This window comes from Pseudarthrobacter sp. TE3704 (assembly GCF_056279405.1).
Window position 1 is genome coordinate 227,431 of the sequence record NZ_JBWCCJ010000005.1, and the last position, 17,448, is coordinate 244,878.

19 protein-coding genes, 6 tRNA genes and 1 riboswitch are annotated in these 17,448 nt (G+C 66.6%); of the genes, 9 read left to right on the forward strand and 16 right to left on the reverse strand.

Annotated elements, in window-relative coordinates:
- Nucleotides 1-45 precede the first annotated feature (45 nt).
- Nucleotides 46-489 carry a phosphoribosyl-AMP cyclohydrolase gene (hisI, locus tag ACZ9BC_RS15310; protein WP_476246691.1) on the reverse strand — a complete coding sequence of 148 codons (444 nt, stop codon included), beginning with the start codon at nucleotides 487-489 and terminating at the stop codon, nucleotides 46-48.
- A 111-nt stretch (nucleotides 490-600) separates the two neighbouring features.
- Between hisI and ACZ9BC_RS15315 the strand changes: the two genes are divergently transcribed.
- Nucleotides 601-1,245: a TIGR03085 family metal-binding protein gene (locus ACZ9BC_RS15315; protein WP_079597230.1), complete on the forward strand. Its 645-nt coding sequence runs from the start codon at nucleotides 601-603 to the stop codon at nucleotides 1,243-1,245.
- A 67-nt stretch (nucleotides 1,246-1,312) separates the two neighbouring features.
- Here ACZ9BC_RS15315 and hisF read toward each other — a convergent pair whose 3' ends face one another.
- The 14 genes from hisF to ACZ9BC_RS15385 all read right to left on the reverse strand — a co-directional run bounded on the left by hisF (nucleotide 1,313) and on the right by ACZ9BC_RS15385 (nucleotide 12,532).
- Nucleotides 1,313-2,089: an imidazole glycerol phosphate synthase subunit HisF gene (gene hisF, locus ACZ9BC_RS15320; RefSeq protein WP_079597071.1), complete on the reverse strand. Its 777-nt coding sequence runs from the start codon at nucleotides 2,087-2,089 to the stop codon at nucleotides 1,313-1,315.
- 45 nt (nucleotides 2,090-2,134) lie between these two features.
- A complete protein-coding gene (gene hisG / locus ACZ9BC_RS15325) occupies nucleotides 2,135-2,995 on the reverse strand; it encodes an ATP phosphoribosyltransferase (protein ID WP_476246692.1) in 861 nt (286 codons plus the stop codon).
- An 88-nt stretch (nucleotides 2,996-3,083) separates the two neighbouring features.
- Entirely contained in the window at nucleotides 3,084-3,347 is a 264-nt protein-coding gene (locus ACZ9BC_RS15330; protein ID WP_009358176.1) for a phosphoribosyl-ATP diphosphatase, read from the reverse strand.
- A gap of 95 nt (nucleotides 3,348-3,442) precedes the next feature.
- Nucleotides 3,443-3,928 carry a 6,7-dimethyl-8-ribityllumazine synthase gene (gene ribH / locus ACZ9BC_RS15335; protein ID WP_079597073.1) on the reverse strand — a complete coding sequence of 162 codons (486 nt, stop codon included), beginning with the start codon at nucleotides 3,926-3,928 and terminating at the stop codon, nucleotides 3,443-3,445.
- A gap of 17 nt (nucleotides 3,929-3,945) precedes the next feature.
- Nucleotides 3,946-4,677 carry a GTP cyclohydrolase II gene (gene ribA, locus ACZ9BC_RS15340; RefSeq protein ID WP_476246693.1) on the reverse strand — a complete coding sequence of 244 codons (732 nt, stop codon included), beginning with the start codon at nucleotides 4,675-4,677 and terminating at the stop codon, nucleotides 3,946-3,948.
- Nucleotides 4,674-5,435, reverse strand: a complete 762-nt coding sequence (gene ribB / locus ACZ9BC_RS15345; RefSeq protein WP_476246694.1) for a 3,4-dihydroxy-2-butanone-4-phosphate synthase — start codon at nucleotides 5,433-5,435, stop codon at nucleotides 4,674-4,676. The genes ribA and ribB overlap by 4 nt, the downstream gene beginning before the upstream one ends.
- On the reverse strand, nucleotides 5,432-6,076 hold the full coding sequence (locus tag ACZ9BC_RS15350; protein ID WP_476246695.1) for a riboflavin synthase: 645 nt from the start codon (nucleotides 6,074-6,076) through the stop codon (nucleotides 5,432-5,434). The genes ribB and ACZ9BC_RS15350 overlap by 4 nt, the downstream gene beginning before the upstream one ends.
- The gene (ribD, locus tag ACZ9BC_RS15355; protein WP_476246816.1) at nucleotides 6,076-7,161 is read right to left on the reverse strand and encodes a bifunctional diaminohydroxyphosphoribosylaminopyrimidine deaminase/5-amino-6-(5-phosphoribosylamino)uracil reductase RibD; all 1,086 of its coding nucleotides are present in this window, start codon (nucleotides 7,159-7,161) and stop codon (nucleotides 6,076-6,078) included. Before ribD ends, ACZ9BC_RS15350 begins: the two co-directional genes overlap by 1 nt.
- A gap of 313 nt (nucleotides 7,162-7,474) precedes the next feature.
- Nucleotides 7,475-7,624: riboswitch (FMN riboswitch) on the reverse strand.
- 39 nt (nucleotides 7,625-7,663) lie between these two features.
- Nucleotides 7,664-8,341 (reverse strand): ribulose-phosphate 3-epimerase, encoded by a 678-nt coding sequence (gene rpe, locus ACZ9BC_RS15360; protein WP_476246817.1) that lies wholly within the window; start codon nucleotides 8,339-8,341, stop codon nucleotides 7,664-7,666.
- Nucleotides 8,342-8,352: 11 nt separating this feature from the next.
- Nucleotides 8,353-9,930 carry an RsmB/NOP family class I SAM-dependent RNA methyltransferase gene (locus tag ACZ9BC_RS15365; RefSeq protein ID WP_476246696.1) on the reverse strand — a complete coding sequence of 526 codons (1,578 nt, stop codon included), beginning with the start codon at nucleotides 9,928-9,930 and terminating at the stop codon, nucleotides 8,353-8,355.
- Nucleotides 9,927-10,847: a methionyl-tRNA formyltransferase gene (gene fmt / locus ACZ9BC_RS15370; RefSeq protein ID WP_476246697.1), complete on the reverse strand. Its 921-nt coding sequence runs from the start codon at nucleotides 10,845-10,847 to the stop codon at nucleotides 9,927-9,929. The genes ACZ9BC_RS15365 and fmt overlap by 4 nt, the downstream gene beginning before the upstream one ends.
- Nucleotides 10,844-11,431: a peptide deformylase gene (gene def, locus ACZ9BC_RS15375; RefSeq protein ID WP_476246698.1), complete on the reverse strand. Its 588-nt coding sequence runs from the start codon at nucleotides 11,429-11,431 to the stop codon at nucleotides 10,844-10,846. The genes fmt and def overlap by 4 nt, the downstream gene beginning before the upstream one ends.
- Before the next feature lie 63 nt (nucleotides 11,432-11,494).
- Nucleotides 11,495-12,355 carry a cytochrome gene (locus ACZ9BC_RS15380; protein ID WP_476246699.1) on the reverse strand — a complete coding sequence of 287 codons (861 nt, stop codon included), beginning with the start codon at nucleotides 12,353-12,355 and terminating at the stop codon, nucleotides 11,495-11,497.
- 102 nt (nucleotides 12,356-12,457) lie between these two features.
- Nucleotides 12,458-12,532: transfer RNA gene (locus ACZ9BC_RS15385), tRNA-Val, on the reverse strand.
- A 307-nt stretch (nucleotides 12,533-12,839) separates the two neighbouring features.
- Between ACZ9BC_RS15385 and ACZ9BC_RS15390 the strand changes: the two genes are divergently transcribed.
- The 7 genes from ACZ9BC_RS15390 to ACZ9BC_RS15420 all read left to right on the forward strand — a co-directional run bounded on the left by ACZ9BC_RS15390 (nucleotide 12,840) and on the right by ACZ9BC_RS15420 (nucleotide 15,289).
- Nucleotides 12,840-12,912: transfer RNA gene (locus ACZ9BC_RS15390), tRNA-Gly, on the forward strand.
- Nucleotides 12,913-12,957: 45 nt separating this feature from the next.
- Nucleotides 12,958-13,028 (forward strand) — tRNA-Cys (locus ACZ9BC_RS15395).
- A gap of 40 nt (nucleotides 13,029-13,068) precedes the next feature.
- Nucleotides 13,069-13,140 (forward strand) — tRNA-Val (locus ACZ9BC_RS15400).
- A 56-nt stretch (nucleotides 13,141-13,196) separates the two neighbouring features.
- Nucleotides 13,197-13,269, forward strand: a tRNA-Gly gene (locus ACZ9BC_RS15405).
- 43 nt (nucleotides 13,270-13,312) lie between these two features.
- Nucleotides 13,313-13,384 (forward strand) — tRNA-Val (locus ACZ9BC_RS15410).
- Nucleotides 13,385-13,608: 224 nt separating this feature from the next.
- Nucleotides 13,609-13,872 (forward strand): antitoxin, encoded by a 264-nt coding sequence (locus tag ACZ9BC_RS15415; protein ID WP_079597232.1) that lies wholly within the window; start codon nucleotides 13,609-13,611, stop codon nucleotides 13,870-13,872.
- A 142-nt stretch (nucleotides 13,873-14,014) separates the two neighbouring features.
- A complete protein-coding gene (locus ACZ9BC_RS15420) occupies nucleotides 14,015-15,289 on the forward strand; it encodes a benzoate/H(+) symporter BenE family transporter (RefSeq protein ID WP_476246700.1) in 1,275 nt (424 codons plus the stop codon).
- On the opposite strand, the gene zapE is transcribed toward ACZ9BC_RS15420, so the two are convergent.
- Nucleotides 15,246-16,283 (reverse strand): cell division protein ZapE, encoded by a 1,038-nt coding sequence (gene zapE / locus ACZ9BC_RS15425; protein ID WP_079597083.1) that lies wholly within the window; start codon nucleotides 16,281-16,283, stop codon nucleotides 15,246-15,248. The two genes, ACZ9BC_RS15420 and zapE, sit on opposite strands and share 44 nt — an antisense overlap.
- A gap of 228 nt (nucleotides 16,284-16,511) precedes the next feature.
- Between zapE and ACZ9BC_RS15430 the strand changes: the two genes are divergently transcribed.
- On the forward strand, nucleotides 16,512-17,435 hold the full coding sequence (locus ACZ9BC_RS15430; RefSeq protein ID WP_079597084.1) for a sulfurtransferase: 924 nt from the start codon (nucleotides 16,512-16,514) through the stop codon (nucleotides 17,433-17,435).
- The last annotated feature ends 13 nt before the right edge of the window (nucleotides 17,436-17,448 follow it).

The window sequence follows — 17,448 nt, forward strand, 5'->3', positions numbered from 1 at the left end:
GCTGCTGCGACGGCAGCGGATGCCCGCGCGGCCACTGCTCCGGTTTCAGCCCGCCTGGGCCGTGGTGACGTTCAGTTCCCGGCCGTCGAAGCAGGTCCGGGTGCCGGTGTGGCAGGCGGCACCCACCTGGTCGACGCGCACCAGCAGGGCATCGCCGTCGCAGTCCATGGCAACGGACTTGACCCACTGGACGTGGCCGGAGGTGTCCCCCTTGCGCCAGTACTCCTGCCGGGAGCGTGAGTAAAACGTCACGCGGCCGGTGGTCATGGTCCTGTGGAGGGCTTCGTCGTCCATCCAGCCGAGCATGAGGACCTCGTTGGTGTCGAACTGCTGCACGACGGCGGCTACCAGGCCTGCGTTGTCGCGTTTCAGGGCGGCGGCCAGCGCGGAAGGCAGCGGGCTTTCAGTGAGGGCCGCTGCAGGGGCGCTGGAGGGGGCTCCAGGCACGGCGGAACCGGGGGTTTGGGCGGGGGCGGGCTGCTCAGACATCAGGTCAAGTCTAGTGCCTTCGTCGGACCCGGATCGGATGTGAACAAAGGCACGCCAGCAGCCGCTGGTACGCTGCCCAACTTCCGGCCTCTCGTGCTAGTTTCACAAGTGATGCATTACGTCGAACCGTCCCGAGAAGTCCTGGCCGAAACCCTGCTTGCGGCCGGTCCCGATGCGCCCACACTGTGCAAGGGCTGGCGTACCAGGGATCTTGCCGCGCACCTGTACCTGCGTGAGCGCAAGGCTGCCGTGGGACTGGGCCTGATCATCAAACGCCTGGCCAAAGCGTCGGACCAGGCCACCGCCAGGCTGGCCGCGAAGCTGACCACCGCGGAGGACTATGCCGGGCTGGTGAACACCTTCCGCGCCGGGCCGCCCGCCCTCTCCCCCATGAACATCAAGGCGCTGGACGAAAGCTCCAACCTCATTGAATACTTCGTGCACACCGAGGACGTCCGCCGTGCCGTGGACCGCTGGGCGCCACGGGCATTGGACGAGGCCTACTCCGATGCCCTGTGGGACGAACTCGTGAAGCGTGCCGCCATCCTGTACCGGGGCGTCGACCTTGGCATCGTGCTCGTGCGCCCCTCGGGTCCCCGCCACGTCGCCAAGCGTGCACCCGTCTCGGTGGCCATTGTCGGCGAGCCGGGTGAACTGCTGATGCACGCCCACGGCCGCACCCGCCACGCCCTCGTCACGTTCGAAGGCCAGCCGGACGCCGTCGCACTCCTCCAGTCAGCCGAAGTAGGGCTCTAAAAGCGCTGGGCCCACGCCCGCAGGGTTCCCTGGCCGAAGCGAAGCGAGGTTAGGGGGCGGGTGGGGATCAGCGGACTTCGAAGCCTGCTGCCCTGATGGCGTCCTTGACCTGGTGCATCATGTCGTTCGGACCCCAGTGGAAAATCGATGCAGCCAGCACGGCGTCGGCACCTGCCGCCACCGCGGGCGGGAAGTGGGCCGGTTCCCCGGCGCCGCCCGAGGCGATGAGCGGAACCTTGACGGCAGCGCGGACCATGCGGATCATTTCCAGGTCGAAGCCGTCCTTGGTGCCGTCCGCGTCGATGGAGTTGAGCAGGATCTCCCCCACGCCACGGTCGGCTGCTTCCTTGGCCCATTCGATGGCGTCGATTCCGGTGCCGGTGCGCCCGCCGTGGGTGGTCACCTCGAAGCCCGACGGCGTGGGCTTGGACCCGGGGCGGGTGCGGCGGGCATCGACTGACAGGACGAGGACCTGCGAACCGAAGTGCCGGGTGATTTCGTCGATGACGTCCGGGCGGGCCACGGCGGCGGTGTTGATGGCCGCTTTGTCCGCACCGAAGCGCAGCAGCTTGTCCACTTCGGCCACGCCGCGGACGCCGCCGCCCACGCACAGGGGAATGAACACTTCCTCCGCGGTGCGGCGGACCACGTCGAAGGTGGTCTCGCGGTTGCCCGATGACGCCGTCACGTCAAGGAACGTCAGTTCGTCGGCTCCCGCATTGTCGTAACGGTGCGCCAGCTCCACGGGATCGCCCGCGTCGCGGAGGCCTTCGAAGTTGACGCCTTTGACGACGCGCCCGGCGTCCACGTCAAGGCAGGGAATGACGCGTACTGCTACTGCCATGGGAACTCCTGGAATGTTGCGGTTGGTACTGCTGCGCGGGCCGGCTCAGATGCGGCAGGCGTGGATGCTGCTGACCAGGATGGCGCGGGCGCCGAGGTCGTAGAGCTCATCCATGATCCGGTTGGTTTCCTTCTTGGGCACCATGGACCGGACAGCAACCCAGTCGGAGTCCCGCAGCGGGGACACGGTGGGCGATTCCAGGCCGGGGGTCAGGGCGGCGGCCTGTTCCACGAGCTCCTTGCGGATGTCATAGTCCATCAGGACGTACTGCCGCGCCACCAGGACGCCCTGCAGGCGCCGGATGAGGACGTCGATTTCCCTGGCGGTGCCGTTGGCGGCGCCGCCTTCGCCGGTACGGCGGATCAGGACTGCCTCGGACTTGAGGATCGGATCGCCAAAGATTTCCATACCGGCGGCCTTGAGCGTGTTGCCGGTCTCCACGACGTCGGCGATGGCGTCGGCCACGCCAAGCCGGACCGAGGATTCCACGGCTCCGTCCAGGCGGACCACCTTGGCGTTGATGCCGCGTTCGGCCAGGTAGGTGCGGAGGAGTCCGTCGTAGCTGGTGGCCAGGCGCTTGCCTTCCAGCTCCTCAACCTTCCCGAAATCCCCGACCGGGCCGGCGAAGCGGAAAGTGGAGGCGGCGAACCCCAGCGGAAGCAGCTCCTCTGCCTCCACCTCTGCGTCCAGCAGCAGGTCCCGGCCGGTGATGCCGACGTCGAGCGTTCCCTGGCCGACGTACACGGCGATGTCGCGCGGGCGGAGGAAGAAGAACTCGATGTCATTGTCCGGGTCCACCATGACCAGTTCGCGGGTATCGCGGCGCTGGCGGTATCCGGCTTCGGACAGCATGGCGGAGGCGGCTTCGGACAGGGATCCCTTATTGGGGACGGCTACTCGCAGCATGGGAAATCTTTCTGGATTGGGAGGTCTAGGTGTTCAGGCAATGCAGGCCACAGCGGGCACGGCGGCTCGAGGCGCGCCGGACCGGTGGCTACAGATGCTTGTAGACGTCTTCCAGGGTCAGGCCTTTGGCGAGCATCAGAACCTGCAGGTGGTACAGCAGCTGGGAGATTTCCTCTGCCGCGGCTTCATCGGATTCATATTCGGCAGCCATCCAAACCTCGGCTGCTTCCTCAACGACTTTTTTGCCGATGCCGTGAACACCGGACTCCAATTCAGCGACGGTGCGGGAGCCTTCCGGGCGGGTGGCTGCCTTCTCGCTGAGCTCAGCGAACAGCGTCTCGAAATTCTTCACGCCCTCCAGCCTACTTGCTGCGGCCCGAAGGGCGCTTCCCGGGCCGTTGCATGACGGGCGCGATGTGAGCGAATACACACCGCGCCCCTCGCATGTTAGGAGTACTGCTTGAGGACGACGGCGGTAGCCAGCGCCGCGGTGACGGCCTCGTGGCCCTTGTCTTCCTTGGAGCCCGGGAGGCCGGCGCGGTCCAGGCCCTGCTGTTCCGTGTCACAGGTGAGGACGCCGAAGCCTACGGGTACGCCGGTGGCCACGCTGACGTCGGTGAGTCCCGACGTCGCAGCCTGGCAGACGTAGTCGAAGTGCGGCGTGCCACCGCGGATGACGACGCCGAGTGCCACGACGGCGTCGAAGTGCGGTGCCAGCCGCGCGGCAGCGACCGGCAGCTCGAAGCTGCCGGGGACGCGCAGGACGGTGGGCTCGGCGATGCCGGCATCCTTCGCCGCGCGCAGGGCTCCGTCGAGGAGTCCGTCCATGATCTGGGTGTGCCAGCTGGCCGCCACGATCGCCAGCCGCAGCTGCGACGTTTCGGCGGGGTTGAGGGTGCTGAGGTCGATGTCGGGGGCGCCGTGTCCGCTCATAGGTTCGTCTGTTCCGTTCAGTCTTGTTCGTGGATAAAAGTGTCGGGGGTGGTCACAGGCACAGCTGCCACGTGGTTGTCCAGGACCAGGCGGTGCTCCATCCGGTGCTTTTTGGTCTGCAGGTAGCGGATGTTCTGGTCCCGGGACGGTACTTCGGTGGGGACCATTTCGACTACCTTGACGCCGGCACGTGCCAGCCTGTTCTGCTTGTCCGGATTGTTGCTCAGCAGCCGGACCTCGTGGAGGCCCATCTCGGCCAGCACCTGGGCCGCGGCGTTGTAAGAGCGCGCATCCACGGGGAGTCCCAACTGCTCATTGGCCTCCACCGTGTCGAAGCCGGCCTCCTGCAGTGCGTAGGCCTTGATCTTGTTCGCGAGGCCGATGCCGCGGCCTTCCTGGCCGCGCAGGTACAGCAGTGTGCCGCCGTGCTCGTGGATCACTTCGAGCGCATAGGCCAGCTGCTCGCCACAGTCACACCGGTAGGAGCCGAACACATCGCCGGTGAGGCATTCGGAGTGCAGGCGGACCAGGGGTGCCTTGCCGTCGCGGGGCGGGTTGGGGGAACTCACGGCCAGGTGTTCAACGCCGGTCACAAGGTCTGTCCATGCCTGCGCCACGAAATCGCCGAAAGCGGTGGGCAGCTGCACGATGGGGCCGCCGCTGACCGGATGGGGGACAACACCGCTGCCGGTGCGTCCCGTCCGGTGGCCATCCTGATGCATGCCGTCGCTGGCTGCGGACGCCGTCATCTTGTCTCCTTCTTCCCGCCCGGAACGTCCCGGGTGCTGTCGTTCGAAACCCCCGCCCCTGCTGCGAGGTAGGCCGCCAGGTCCTCAATGGAGACCAAGGGGCAGCCATGCTCTGCCGCAAAGGCGCGGAGCCCGTCCAGGCGCATCATCTCGCCGTCGTCGTACACCACTTCTGCAATGACGCCCACCGGCTCAAGGCCGGCCAGGCGGCACAGGTCCACCGCGGCCTCCGTGTGGCCCGGGCGTTCCCGCACACCTCCGTCAACTGCACGGAGCGGGAATATATGCCCCGGCCGGGTGACGGACGCGGGCACGGACTGCGGATCCGCCAGCACCCGGGCCGTGAGGGCCCGGTCCGTGGCCGAGATCCCGGTGCTGACACCGACGGCCGCATCGCAGGAGACAGTGTAGGCGGTTCCCTTGGCATCTTCATTCACTGTCACCATGGACGGCAGTGCAAGGGCATCCGCGCGGTCGCCGGAGAGCGGGACGCAGATGACGCCGGAGCTGTAGCGGATGGTCCATCCCATCAGCGCCGGGGTGGCGTGCTGGGCGGCGAAGATGATGTCGCCTTCGTTTTCCCGGTCCTCGTTGTCCACCACAAGCACCGGCCGGCCGGCCGCCATCGCCCGTACTGCGTCCTCGATGGAATCAAGTGCGCGGCCAGGTTCCGCCTGGGCGTTGCCGGCCAGGGCACTGCCGGCCCCGGAACCGGCGGCGCCGGCTACTTCGGGCTGGAGTCGGAGGGCGGCGTTCATCGTGCGCCTCCTTCGGCAGCGGCGGGGCGGGACGTACTGAACGCCAGCAGGCGTTCGGTGTACTTGGCCAGGACGTCCACCTCGAGGTTGACCCGGCTGCCCGTACGTTTGGCGCCCAGGCCGGTCTCCGCCAGGGTGGTGGGAATCAGACCCACTTCGAACCATGGCTCGGGTTCGGTGGCGGCACTGACGGCCGTGACGGTGAGGGATACGCCGTCGATGGCGATGGACCCTTTTTCGGCGATGTAGCGGGCCAAGTTGGCGGGTACACCGAAGCGGAGGCGTTCCCAGTTGCCCAGCGGCTCCCGCTCCAGCAGGACTCCCACCCCGTCCACGTGGCCCTGGACCACATGGCCGTCCAGCCGTCCGCCGGCCGGGACGCAGCGTTCCAGGTTCACGGAGTCGCCCGCAGCGAGTTCGCCGATGGTGCTGCGGACCAGGGTCTCCCCCATGACGTCCACGCTGAACTCCTTGCCGTCAATTTCCGTGGCCGTGAGGCAGACACCGTTGACTGCGATCGAGCCACCCAGGGCAAGGCCCTCCGTGGTGCTTGGTGCCTGGAGCCGGACTGTGGCGCTGGTGTCGCCGTCACGGTCCACGGACAGGACGTGTCCCTGTTCGGCAATAATTCCGGTAAACATCAGTAGCCTCCCTGGGCTTGCTCCGCGCTGCCGCGGGACGATTGTGGGTTGAGTGCTGGTTGTGGATCGAGGGCAACGGTCCGTTGCGGTCTCAGGTGAAGTCTCAGGTCGCGGCCCAGCGTACGCACCGCGCCGCCGTCGGACGCGTCCCACTCCCATTGCTGGGCGTCCGGAAGGCTGGTGATGCCCAGGCCGTTCAGGGCCGGGGTTCCGGAACCCAGCAGGGTGGGGGCGAGGTACACGATGAGTTCATCAACCAGCCCGGCGGTGAGGAACGCGCTGAGGATGCGCGAGCCTCCCTCCACCATGATGTGGCGGGCGCCGGATGCGTAGAGCGTGGACAGGGCCTCCCGGGGTTCCCGGGTGGGAAGGTGCACGGCCAGGCCGTCGTCACCGCGGATGGCGGCCCCGGCCGGGATGTCACGGAGTCCCATGACGGCACGCACCGGCTGCTTGGCAGCGGGTGCTCCCTGGGGATCACGGGCTGTCAGCCTCGGATTGTCCACCAACACAGTCTGCGTGCCCACCAGGATGGCGTCGATGCGGGTGCGGATGGCGTGATTGTCGATCAGGGATTCCGGACTTGAGATCCACTGGCTGGTGCCGTCCTCGGCGGCGATGCGTCCGTCGAGGGTCTGCGCGATATGCAGCGTGACGAAGGGACGCCGGGCAGCCACCGCCTCGAACCAGCGGCGGTTCAGGTCCAAAGATTCGGCGGCGCCGAGTCCGCTGCGTACCCGGACCCCCGCGGAACGGAGCGTTGCGGCTCCGCCGGCGGCGGGGTCATGGGGATCATCCACGGCGTACACCACGTCGGTGATGCCGGCGGCGATGATGGCCTCGGCGCAGGGGCCGGTACGGCCCACGTGGTTGCACGGCTCCAGCGTCACCACCATGGTGCATCCGCTCAGGTTCAGCCCTGCGGCATTGGCCTGCGCGATCGCGTCAGCCTCCGCGTGCGCAGTTCCCGCGCCGCGGTGGAATCCGGTGACGAGGGTGCGACCTTCGGGATCGACGACGACGGCGCCCACCAGCGGGTTCGCCCCGCGCGGCCCCTGCAGGGCTGCTTGGAGGGCGGCCTCCATGGCAGCGGTTTCAGTGGCGTTGAAGGCTGTGACGGTTCCGGCGGCGGGGCTCAGTCCCGGGTGTCCGGATTGCAGGGTTCCGGTGGCGTCCGGACGGAGGTTTTTGCTTTGCGCCGTAACGGGCGGGTTGCTGACCGTCATGCGGCTGCCACCACAGCGGGGGTGGCTGCCAGTGAAGCAGCAGTGTTATCGGCATCAAAGAGCCATCGCTTGGGGTTCATTCCTGTGTCGTTCCTTCCCTCTCGAACCGCGATGGCTCCGGGGGTATACGACAGCAGAACGCTGCGGAGCCGACGGCCCCGCAGATACAGCTGTACGTGCTTCTCTCATCCAGACTTTAACTGTCGGTACCGGAATTTCACCGGTTCAACCGTCTGCCGGGATTCTCCGAGGAAAACCACCGGCTCGCGGGTCGCGGACTGTCACCGCCGGTTCGGACTTACACCGACCCCGGAGCACGTATGTGTTTTGTTATTGTGCCACAACCGCAACCTACTCCCGGTTATTCCGACGCTGCGCGTAACGTCCGCGCGCCTTCCTGCCGCAGCCGGTCGATGGCAGCGGCAGGATCATCGGCGCCGTAGACGGCAGAGCCGGCCACAAAGACGTTGGCGCCCGCTTCCGCAGCGCGGGTGATCGTCTCTTCAGTGATCCCGCCGTCCACCTGGATGGCAACGCCGATTCCTGACCCGTCGATCGCAGCCCTCGCGCGGCGGATCTTGGGCAGCGTCACGTCCAGGAACGCCTGGCCGCCGAAGCCCGGTTCCACGGTCATGATCAGCAGCATGTCCAGTTCCTGCAGCATATCCAGGTAGGGCTCCACCGGAGTGGCGGGCCGCAGGGCCATCCCGGCCTTGGAGCCCCTGCTCCGCAGTTCACGGGCCAGCTTCACGGGGGCGATGGACGCCTCGGCGTGGAACGTCACCGAGGCCAGGCCGGCGTCGGCGAAGCCGGGTGCCCAGCGGTCGGCGTCGGAAATCATCAGGTGCGCGTCAAGCGGGACCGGGCTGACGGCCTGGATCCGCTGCACTACGGGCAGCCCGATGGTCAGGTTGGGCACGAAGTGGTTGTCCATGACATCCACGTGCACGGCGTCGGCATTGCTGATGCGCTGCAGTTCAGCCTCAAGGTTGACGAAGTCGGCGGAGAGGATGCTCGGGTTGATGCAGCATTGCGTCACAAGGGTGCCTTTCACTGTTTCTGCTTCTTCCTGATGAGGGCGAGGAACATGGCGTCGGTGCGGTGGACATGTGGCCAGAGCTGCGCCGTGGACTCGTGCCCGGCACCCAGGCTTCCCGTCAGGCTGACGGCGTCCAGGGCCGCACCGGCGTCGAGGAGTTCGAGGTCGTCGCGCTTGCGGAGGGCATCCGCCACCACGGCCTTGGTTTCGGCCGGATGCGGCGAGCAGGTGACATAGGCCACCACTCCCCCCGGCCGGACGGCAGCCAGGGCCGAGGCAAGGAGCTCCCGCTGCAGGGGACCAAGGTCCGTCAGGTCCTTCGGCGAACGGCGCCACCGGGACTCCGGACGGCGGCGGAGGGCTCCCAGTCCGCTGCACGGAACGTCTACCAGTACGCGGTGGTATGACTCCGGCTGTTCAGTGCCGACCTCGCGGCCGTCACCGGTACGGACCTGCCAGGTGTCGCGGGGAACGGCAGAGAGCGCCTGGCTGACGAGCTTGGCGCGGTGCGGCGCCGGTTCGTTGGCCAGCAGGGTGGCTCCCCGTTCCCTGGCAAGGGCGCCGAGCAGCGCCGCCTTCCCGCCCGGGCCGGCGCACAGGTCCAGCCAGGCTTCAGCGTTTCCGTCACCGGCGCCGTCAGGGCCGAGGTCCACCGCCGCCATGGCGCGGGCCACGAGCTGTGAGCCCACATCCTGGACGCGGGTGGTGCCTTCGCGGACGGAGGAAAGCCGGCCCAGGTCCCCGCCGCTGGACAGCGCCGACCCTTCCACCAGTTCCCCCGGGGTTGCGCCGTTTTCCAGCGCCTCGTCCAGGCTCCCCAGCCCCGGGAGGGCCACCAGGTTAACCACGGGGGCGGCGTTGTCTGCTTCCAGGAGTTCGTTGATCTCCGCCACCGGGCGTCCGTGCGCCACCAGGGACTGGCGCATTGCACGGACAATCCACTCCGGGTGGGCATGGCGGAGGGAAGCGATCCTGGTTTCATCAGTTTCGCCGTCCACCAGCAGGTCGAGCCATTCGTCGAGGCTGTGGGCTGTGACTTTGCGAAGCACGGCGTTGATCAGCGCTGACGGACCTGCACCGATAACGGCGCGGGCCAGGCCCACGGTCTGGTCCAGGGCAGCATGGGCAGGGACCCGCATGGCGAGCAGCTGATGGGTCCCGATGCGCAGGGCATCCAGGATGGCCGGGTCAAGCTGGTCCAGCGGCCGGTCCACGCAGCGTGCCAGGATGGCGTCGTAGGTGCCCTGGCCACGGAGGGCCCCGTAGCTGAGTTCAGTGGCGAAGCCGGCATCGCGCTTGTCCAGTCCGTGGTGGCGGATCCGGGTTGGCAGGACCAGGTTGGCGTAAGCGTCCTCGGCCGCTACGGCGCGCAGCACCTCGAACGCCACAAGGCGTGCGGGATCCGCCCGACGGGTGCGCTGGGACGGGGCGTTCCCTGTGAAGTTCCGCTGCGGGCCGCGATTGCGTTCGCGGCCCTGGGCGTTGCGCCGGCTGTCGTCCCGCGGGCCGCCCTTGCCGCGGCCGCCTTGACCGGCGCCACGTCCGCCCGCGTTTCCCTGCCCCCCTGAATTGCCGCCGGACCCGCTCATTCGAACACCACGCTTTCCAGTGAACCCAAACCGCGTGCCCAGTCGGCAGCGGACATCATCTTTTTACCGGCGGGCTGGATCCGGGTCAGTTCCACAGCGTGGGAGCCGGTGCCCACCAGGACGCTTTTGCCTTCGACTGCCACCGAGCCGGGCGCCAGCCCGGAGACATCGGGGCGGAGCCGGAGTGGTTCCAGTTTGACGCGTTGCCCGTGCAGCATCGTCCAGGCACCCGGCTCAGGAGTGACACCCCGTGCCCGCCGTCCCAGGGCCAGGGCGGGATGGCCCCAGTTGAGGCGGCCGTCCTCGAGCGCGAGTTTCGGTGCGAGTGATACGTCACCGGACTGGGGCTGCGGCGAGGCCTTCCCCGCTTCGATTGCCGAGAGCGTCTGTGCCAGGAGGACCGCGCCGCTGCGGGAAAGCCGTTCGAGCAGTTCACCGGCGGTGTCATCCGGACCCACCGTCTCGGTCAGGGTGCCATAAACAGGACCGGTGTCCAGGCCTTCCTCAAGCCGGAACGTGACGGCGCCGGTGACATCGTCGCCCGCCATCACTGAACGCTGCACGGGCGCCGCTCCGCGCCAGGCGGGCAGCAGTGAAAAGTGGAGGTTGACCCAACCGTGGCGGGGTATGGCAAGGGCCGCGGGCGGGACCAGTCCGCCATAAGCCACGATGGCCGCAACATCGGGATTGACGGCTGCGATGCTGGCAGTGGCTTCGGCATCAACGCGGGCTGCACGGATGACCTCTATCCCGAGTTCGGCGGCACGGGCGGCAACGGGCGACGGCGTGAGCACGCGTTTGCGCCCGATGGGGGCGTCCGGGCGCGTCAGGACGGCAACAACGTCAAAGCCTGCCTCGACGAGAGCATTCAGGGACGGGACGGCGACGGCTGGCGTCCCTGCGAAGAGGACCCTCACCCGTTGGTACCAGCCGCGCCGGCACCAAAGCTGGAGCCGCCGAAACTTGACCCTACTGTCTTGGCGCGTTTCGCCGTCGTGCGTTCCGTGACTGCCCCGTAGTTGGCGTTCCGGATGGAACGCAGGGCGGCCTTCCGGTCCTCCCCTTCCAGGCGGTCCGTGTAGAGGATGCCGTCCAGGTGGTCATTCTCGTGCTGGAAGCAGCGCGCCAGCATCCCCTCAGCGTCGACGGACACCGGGTTCCCGTTGACATCCACGCCGGTGACACGGGTGGCGCGGAAGCGCCTTACAGGAAAGCCCAGGCCGGGGATGGAAAGGCAGCCTTCCACCTCATCGGGCTGATAATCCTCGCTGTTGTCCAGCACCGGATTGATGATGTGTCCCTCGACGCCGTTGATCCGGTACGTAAAGACGCGCTTGCTGACGCCCACCTGGGGCGCGGCGAGGCCTGCACCCTCCACGTCCTCCATGGTTTCGGTCATGTCCGCGACCAGTCTGGCAAGCTCAGGCCCGAATTCCGTCACGGGATCGGCGACTGTGCGCAGCACAGGATCACCAATGATGCGGATATTCAGAATAGCCATGCGCTGTTTTTCCTTAAGGTTGCGGCAAAGGGGACCAATCCAGTTTAGGTGCTGTGACCGTTCCTACGCGGTGCGCACCTGTGCCAGCGGCGGCGGGGCAATGGGCAGCAGCGCAGTGCCTGCGCTGATCGTGTCCGCGGAGAGCTCCCACACCCGCCGCAGCGCGCAGAACTTCCACCAGTGGTGCTTCAGTACTTCAGGATTGGCGCGGACCGGACGGACTTCCGTTTCACCGATGGCGACCGCCAGCAGCACGGGGTTTTCGCCGTACTTCCACGGTTCCCAGGTTCCCGCCACCGGATCAACCAGGCTTTCCTCGGCCTTCATCCCGGCCACCAGCTGCATGACCACCTTGTCATCCAGCGGCTTGACCAGGCCGTCACGGGTGGTGCCCTTGGTCTTGTAATCGATCAGGCAGACGCGGCCGTTAATTCGCGCCACCAGGTCCAGCGTGCCGGCATAGCCGACAGCGTGGTTCCACACGGTAATTTCCGGAGCGATGGGCTCCACCCCGTACAGCTCCCACCATTCGTCGAACCGGACGGCAAAGGCTTCCTCGCCGTTGACCGCCAGGGCCTCACGGGTCTCCTTCATGGCATGCGGCCGGCCGAGCGCCCGGAGTGCCACCTGTTCGCAGTAGTTATGGACCCGGTCCCCCCTTTTGGCAGCTTCGTCCCGGTAGGTTTCGGCAGCCTTGGCGGCACGGTTCACGGCCTGCTTGATTTTGGCGGGGCTGCCCAGGCAGTCTGCCAACAGGGGATCCTTGGCCAGGCTGCTGGCACCCATGTACCCGAACCAGCCGTCCAGCCCGTGCGGCTGCTGGCCAATCACCGTAGTGATGGACGGTACCGAGAACTGCTCGGATGTGGACCGCGCGTACATCCGGCCGTACTCAGTGGCGTGGGCGAGAAGTGGATCAGTCATACAAAAGACTCTTTCACAGGGGGCCGACAAAAACTCCGGGCTCAGGTCCGGGCACAAAAAAGGCCCGTTTCCACTGCTAACGAGCGGAAACGGACCAATCTTTGGTGGGCGATACTGGGTTCGAACCAGTGACCTCTTCGGTGTGAACGAAGCGCGCTACCACTGCGCCAATCGCCCTGATGCATTTGAATGCTAGCCCACCATCCGGCCAATTCAAAAATCGGCATTCATCGGACAACCGCCCGCAAGGAAACGACACCGGGAAAGCCCTGAGGAAGCCGGCCCTATAAGCGCCAGGTACGCTCCCGCCGTCGGGAATTACGCGCCTGTAACTCTCCGGGAACCGCGCCATTACAGGGAAGCGGGCGCATTGCCGGCCCCGGCCCAGCACCCGATTTGGAGAATCCCGGAACCTCCTATATTGTTTTTACTCGTTGGAACGCGAGGAAATGCCGGGAACGGCAGCGAATCACCTCTCCAAAATGCGGACGTAGCTCAGCTGGTAGAGCACCACCTTGCCAAGGTGGATGTCGCGAGTTCGAATCTCGTCGTCCGCTCGCAGGACACTGTCACGGCAGGATTCCCCGGAATCACGCTTACACGGTGGGTTGGCCGAGAGGCGAGGCAGCGGCCTGCAAAGCCGTATACACGGGTTCGAATCCCGTACCCACCTCGGTGAAAACCATGGTTTCCGGAGAGAATCCGGATGCAATGGGCGATTGGCGCAGCGGTAGCGCGCTTCCCTGACACGGAAGAGGTCACTGGTTCGATCCCAGTATCGCCCACTCGGCAAGGAAACTTGCCTTACGCAGTCCGGCTCCGGCCGGAAAATACTGCACACGCGGACGTAGCTCAGCTGGTAGAGCACCACCTTGCCAAGGTGGATGTCGCGAGTTCGAATCTCGTCGTCCGCTCTCTTACTTCTTGCAAAAACCCATAAGCCGGGCTTCCGGTTCCGGGCGATTGGCGCAGCGGTAGCGCGCTTCCCTGACACGGAAGAGGTCACTGGTTCGATCCCAGTATCGCCCACACTTTCAAGCAGCTCTTCGGAGCTGCTTTTTTCGTTTCCCCGGGTGCCCCATCAGATCCAGTTGCCAAAACCTGGTGACAGGAACCCCAACTGATGGGGCAGCGTGCGGCATCCGCTCCGGGCGAACACCGAAAGCCCCCAATTTCCTTGGCAGCCTTCCCGGGCAGGGCTAGGATCGAAGGCGCGAGGAGCGACCTGGCTCCGCGATTGAAGGGAGGTGCTCGTGGGACTAATTGACGATCTAAAGGGCAAGGCTCAGGGTCTCATCCATGGCAACGAGCAGGCCATCAAGAACGGCATCAGCAAGGCCGGCGATTTCGTCGACACAAAGACCGGAGGCAAGTACTCGGGCCACGTCGACAAGATCCAGAATGGCGCTTCCAAGCTCATTGACAAGAACGGAACCCCGGGCCAGGCACCTGCCGCCGAGCAGGTTCCCCCGGTCACTCCCGTCAACCCGGTTCCGCCGGCTGACAGGACTCCGTAAAGGATTTGGCCAGGGCCTTGCCCTAGCACGTCAAGGGGGCGCGGGTCCCGCCGGGAGGCGGCACCCGCGCCTTTGGCGTTTTTGAGCAGCAGGTGCCGCTTCCGATTGCCTGTTCGAGCGGAGGCGCCGGTAACCTGCGGGTATGGCGAAGTCCTCCCCACTTAAATCCCACCAGGCCGGCCAGCTGTCCGGATTCGACTCCCGGCCCGTTGTTGCAGGCATCGTCACCGCCTTGGTGGGCTTCACCTCATCCTTCGCCGTGGTGCTGGCCGGCCTCAAGGCGGTGGGCGCCGACCCGGCCCAGGCGGCTTCCGGCCTGCTGGCCCTGACCCTGGCTGTCGGCGTCGGCGTGCTCCTGCTGGCCTGGCGCTCCAAAGTCCCCGTGACACTTGCCTGGTCCACGCCCGGCGCAGCGCTCCTTGCCGCATCCGGAACAGCCGACGGCGGGTGGCCGGCCGCCGTCGGGGCCTTCATCGCCACCGGAATCCTGATAGCCCTGACGGGCCTGGTTCCCGCGCTTGGCCGGCTGATGTCCAGGATTCCCGCCACCCTGGCGCAGGCCATGCTTGCCGGAGTCCTCCTGCAGCTGTGCCTGGCGCCGTTCAAAGCCCTGGGAAGCGTCCCGCTGTTTGTGGCCCCGGTGATCGTCTGCTGGCTGCTGATGATGAAATTCGCGCCGCGCTGGGCGGTTCCGGCTGCCCTGCTGGTGGCACTTGGCGTCATCGGCATCTCGCTTGCGGCCGGCGGGAGCGGGCTGGGCGCCGGAAACTTCCTGCCGGCTCCCGTCTGGACCACTCCCACGTTCAGCCTGCAGGCCATGGCGGGAATTGCCCTTCCACTGTTCGTGGTGACCATGGCCTCCCAGAACGTGCCCGGCGTGGCTGTCCTCCGGTCCTTCGGATACGAAACCCCCTGGCGCCCTTCCATGCTGGTGACGGGCACCGGCACTGTCCTTGGTGCACCGTTCGGCGGGCACGCAATAAATCTTGCTGCCCTCAGCGCGGCCCTTGCCGCCGGCGAAGAGGCCGGCAGCGACCGGAGCAGGCGCTGGGTGGCCGGTTTCACCTCGGGGTTGGCCTACCTGATACTGGCTGCCTTCTCCGCCGCCCTGGTAACGGTGGTAAACGCCGCACCCGCCGGGATGCTGGAGGCGGTGGCGGGACTGGCGCTGCTGGGAACCCTGGCCGGGGCGGTCTCGTCCGCGCTGGCGGACGCAGAGGACCGGATCGCCCCGTCCGTCACTTTCCTGATGGCGGCTTCCGGGCTCGCCTTCGCAGGGATCGGCTCGGCCTTTTGGGCCCTTCTTGCCGGCCTGGCGGTGCGGTCACTGCTCGTTCAGCGCGGCGACCGGTCCCCGGCGGACGAGAAGCCCGTCAGGACGGTTCGTGGTTCTGGCCCTCGCGGGCCAGGGCGGTGAGGCGGGAGACGGCGCGGAAGTACTTCTTCATGTAGCCGCCCGTCATCATCTCCTCAGTGAAGAGCTTGTCGAACGGGACGCCGCTGGCAAGGATGGGAACGTCCTTGTCATAGAGGCGGTCGGCGAGGACCACGAACCGCAGCGCCACTGCCTGCTCGGTGATGGTTTCCACGTTGCGCCACACCACTCCGTCGATGCCGTCGATCAGCTGCCGGTAGCGGCTGGGGTGCACGCCCGCGAGGTGGTGGATCAGCGTGGCGAACTCGTCCTGCGCCACAGTCTTGCCGTCGAACTCCGCCTTCATGTGGGACGAGAGTTCGCTGTTCTTCAGTGGTGCCGGGGCGGCGGGCAGTCCGCGGTGGCGGAAGTCCTCGCCGTCGATCCGGATCACGTCGAACTGGTCAGCCAGGACCTGGATTTCGCGCTGGAAGTCCACGGCGGCGAACCGGCCGTCGCCCAGGGAGCCCGGGAGGGTGTTGGATGTGGCGGCAAGCTTGACGCCGGCGTCGGCCAGCTCGCGCATGAGCCGCGACATCAGGACGGTGTCGCCCGGATCGTCGAGTTCAAATTCGTCGATGCAGACAAGTTTGTAGCTGCTCAGCGCATCCACGGTTTTGCGGAAGGACAGGGCACCCACCAGATTGGTGTATTCCACGAAAGTGCCGAAGGCCTTGGGGCCCGGCGCCGCATGCCAGAGGGACGCAAGCAGGTGGGTCTTGCCCACGCCGAAGCCGCCATCCAGGTAGATCCCGGCACGGGAGGTGTCCTTCTTGCCGAACAGCTTCTTGAACAGGCCGCCGCCGTCGCCCGACCCCACGCCCTCGGCAAAGCCCTGAAGGGCGCGGACCGCTGCGGCCTGGCTGGGCTGTTTGGGATCCGGCCGGTAGCTGGCAAAGGAGACCTGGCCGAATCGCGGCGATGGAAAGAATCCCTTAAGGAGTTCATCCACCGAAACTGCCGGAGTGCGGGCGGCAAGCTGTTCGATCTGTACCAAGGTGGTCCGTTCTGCTGGTAGGAGGTCCCCAGAAAGGATACCGGCAACACGCTGCAGCCCCGGGCTTCATTCGCCCCGCCAGCCGGATGCGTGATGAAGGCAACATTTCGTCCTGTTAACGGAATACGGACATCGCGTGGGGCGCTGGCTAGTGTGGGACCAGGTCCCACCACCGGCGCCCTTCCACATTCAGCTGTCCTCCCGTGTTCTCAATGAAAGGCCCAAGCTATGCCCTACCCCGTTGAACAGAACGAGAAATTCGCTGCCTACGCCCACCCCGAGCGGCTGGTCTCCACCGAATGGCTTGCCGCGGCCATCGAAAGCGGCGCGGTAGCCAACGGTGAGCTGGTTGTCGTCGAATCCGATGAGGACGTCCTCCTTTACGAAACCGGCCACATTCCGGGTGCAGTGAAGATCGACTGGCACACCGACCTGAACGACGAGGTGACCCGGGACTACGTGGACGGCGCCGCCTTTGCCGAGCTCGCGGCATCAAAAGGCATCTCCCGCGACAGCACCGTGGTCATCTACGGCGACAAGTCCAACTGGTGGGCCGCCTACGCGCTGTGGGTCTTCACCCTTTTCGGCCACCAGGACGTCCGCCTGCTGGACGGCGGCCGCGACAAGTGGATTGCCGAAGGCCGTGAGCTGACCAAGGAGAAGCCGGCCCCCGCACGCGGCAGCTACCCCGAGGTCGAGCGCAATGACGCTCCCATCCGCGCGTTCAAGGAGGATGTCCTGGCGCACCTGGGCAAGCCCCTCATCGACGTCCGCTCCCCCGAGGAATACACCGGCCAGCGCACCCACATGCCTGCCTACCCGGAGGAGGGCGCGCTTCGCGGCGGTCACATCCCCACCGCCGCTTCCATCCCGTGGGCACGCGCCGCCGCCGCTGACGGCACCTACCGCAGCCGTGAGGAACTTGAGGCCCTGTACCTTGGCGAAGCAGGTCTTGCTGAAGGTGACGACGTCGTGGCCTACTGCCGCATCGGCGAGCGTTCCAGCCACACCTGGTTCGCCCTTAAGTACCTCCTGGGCTTCGAGTCCGTCCGCAACTACGACGGCTCCTGGACCGAGTGGGGCAACGCCGTCCGCGTCCCCATCGTCAAGGGCGCCGAGCGCGGTTCCTTTCCCGTTCCGGCAGGAGTCTGACGGGAGTTCCTCC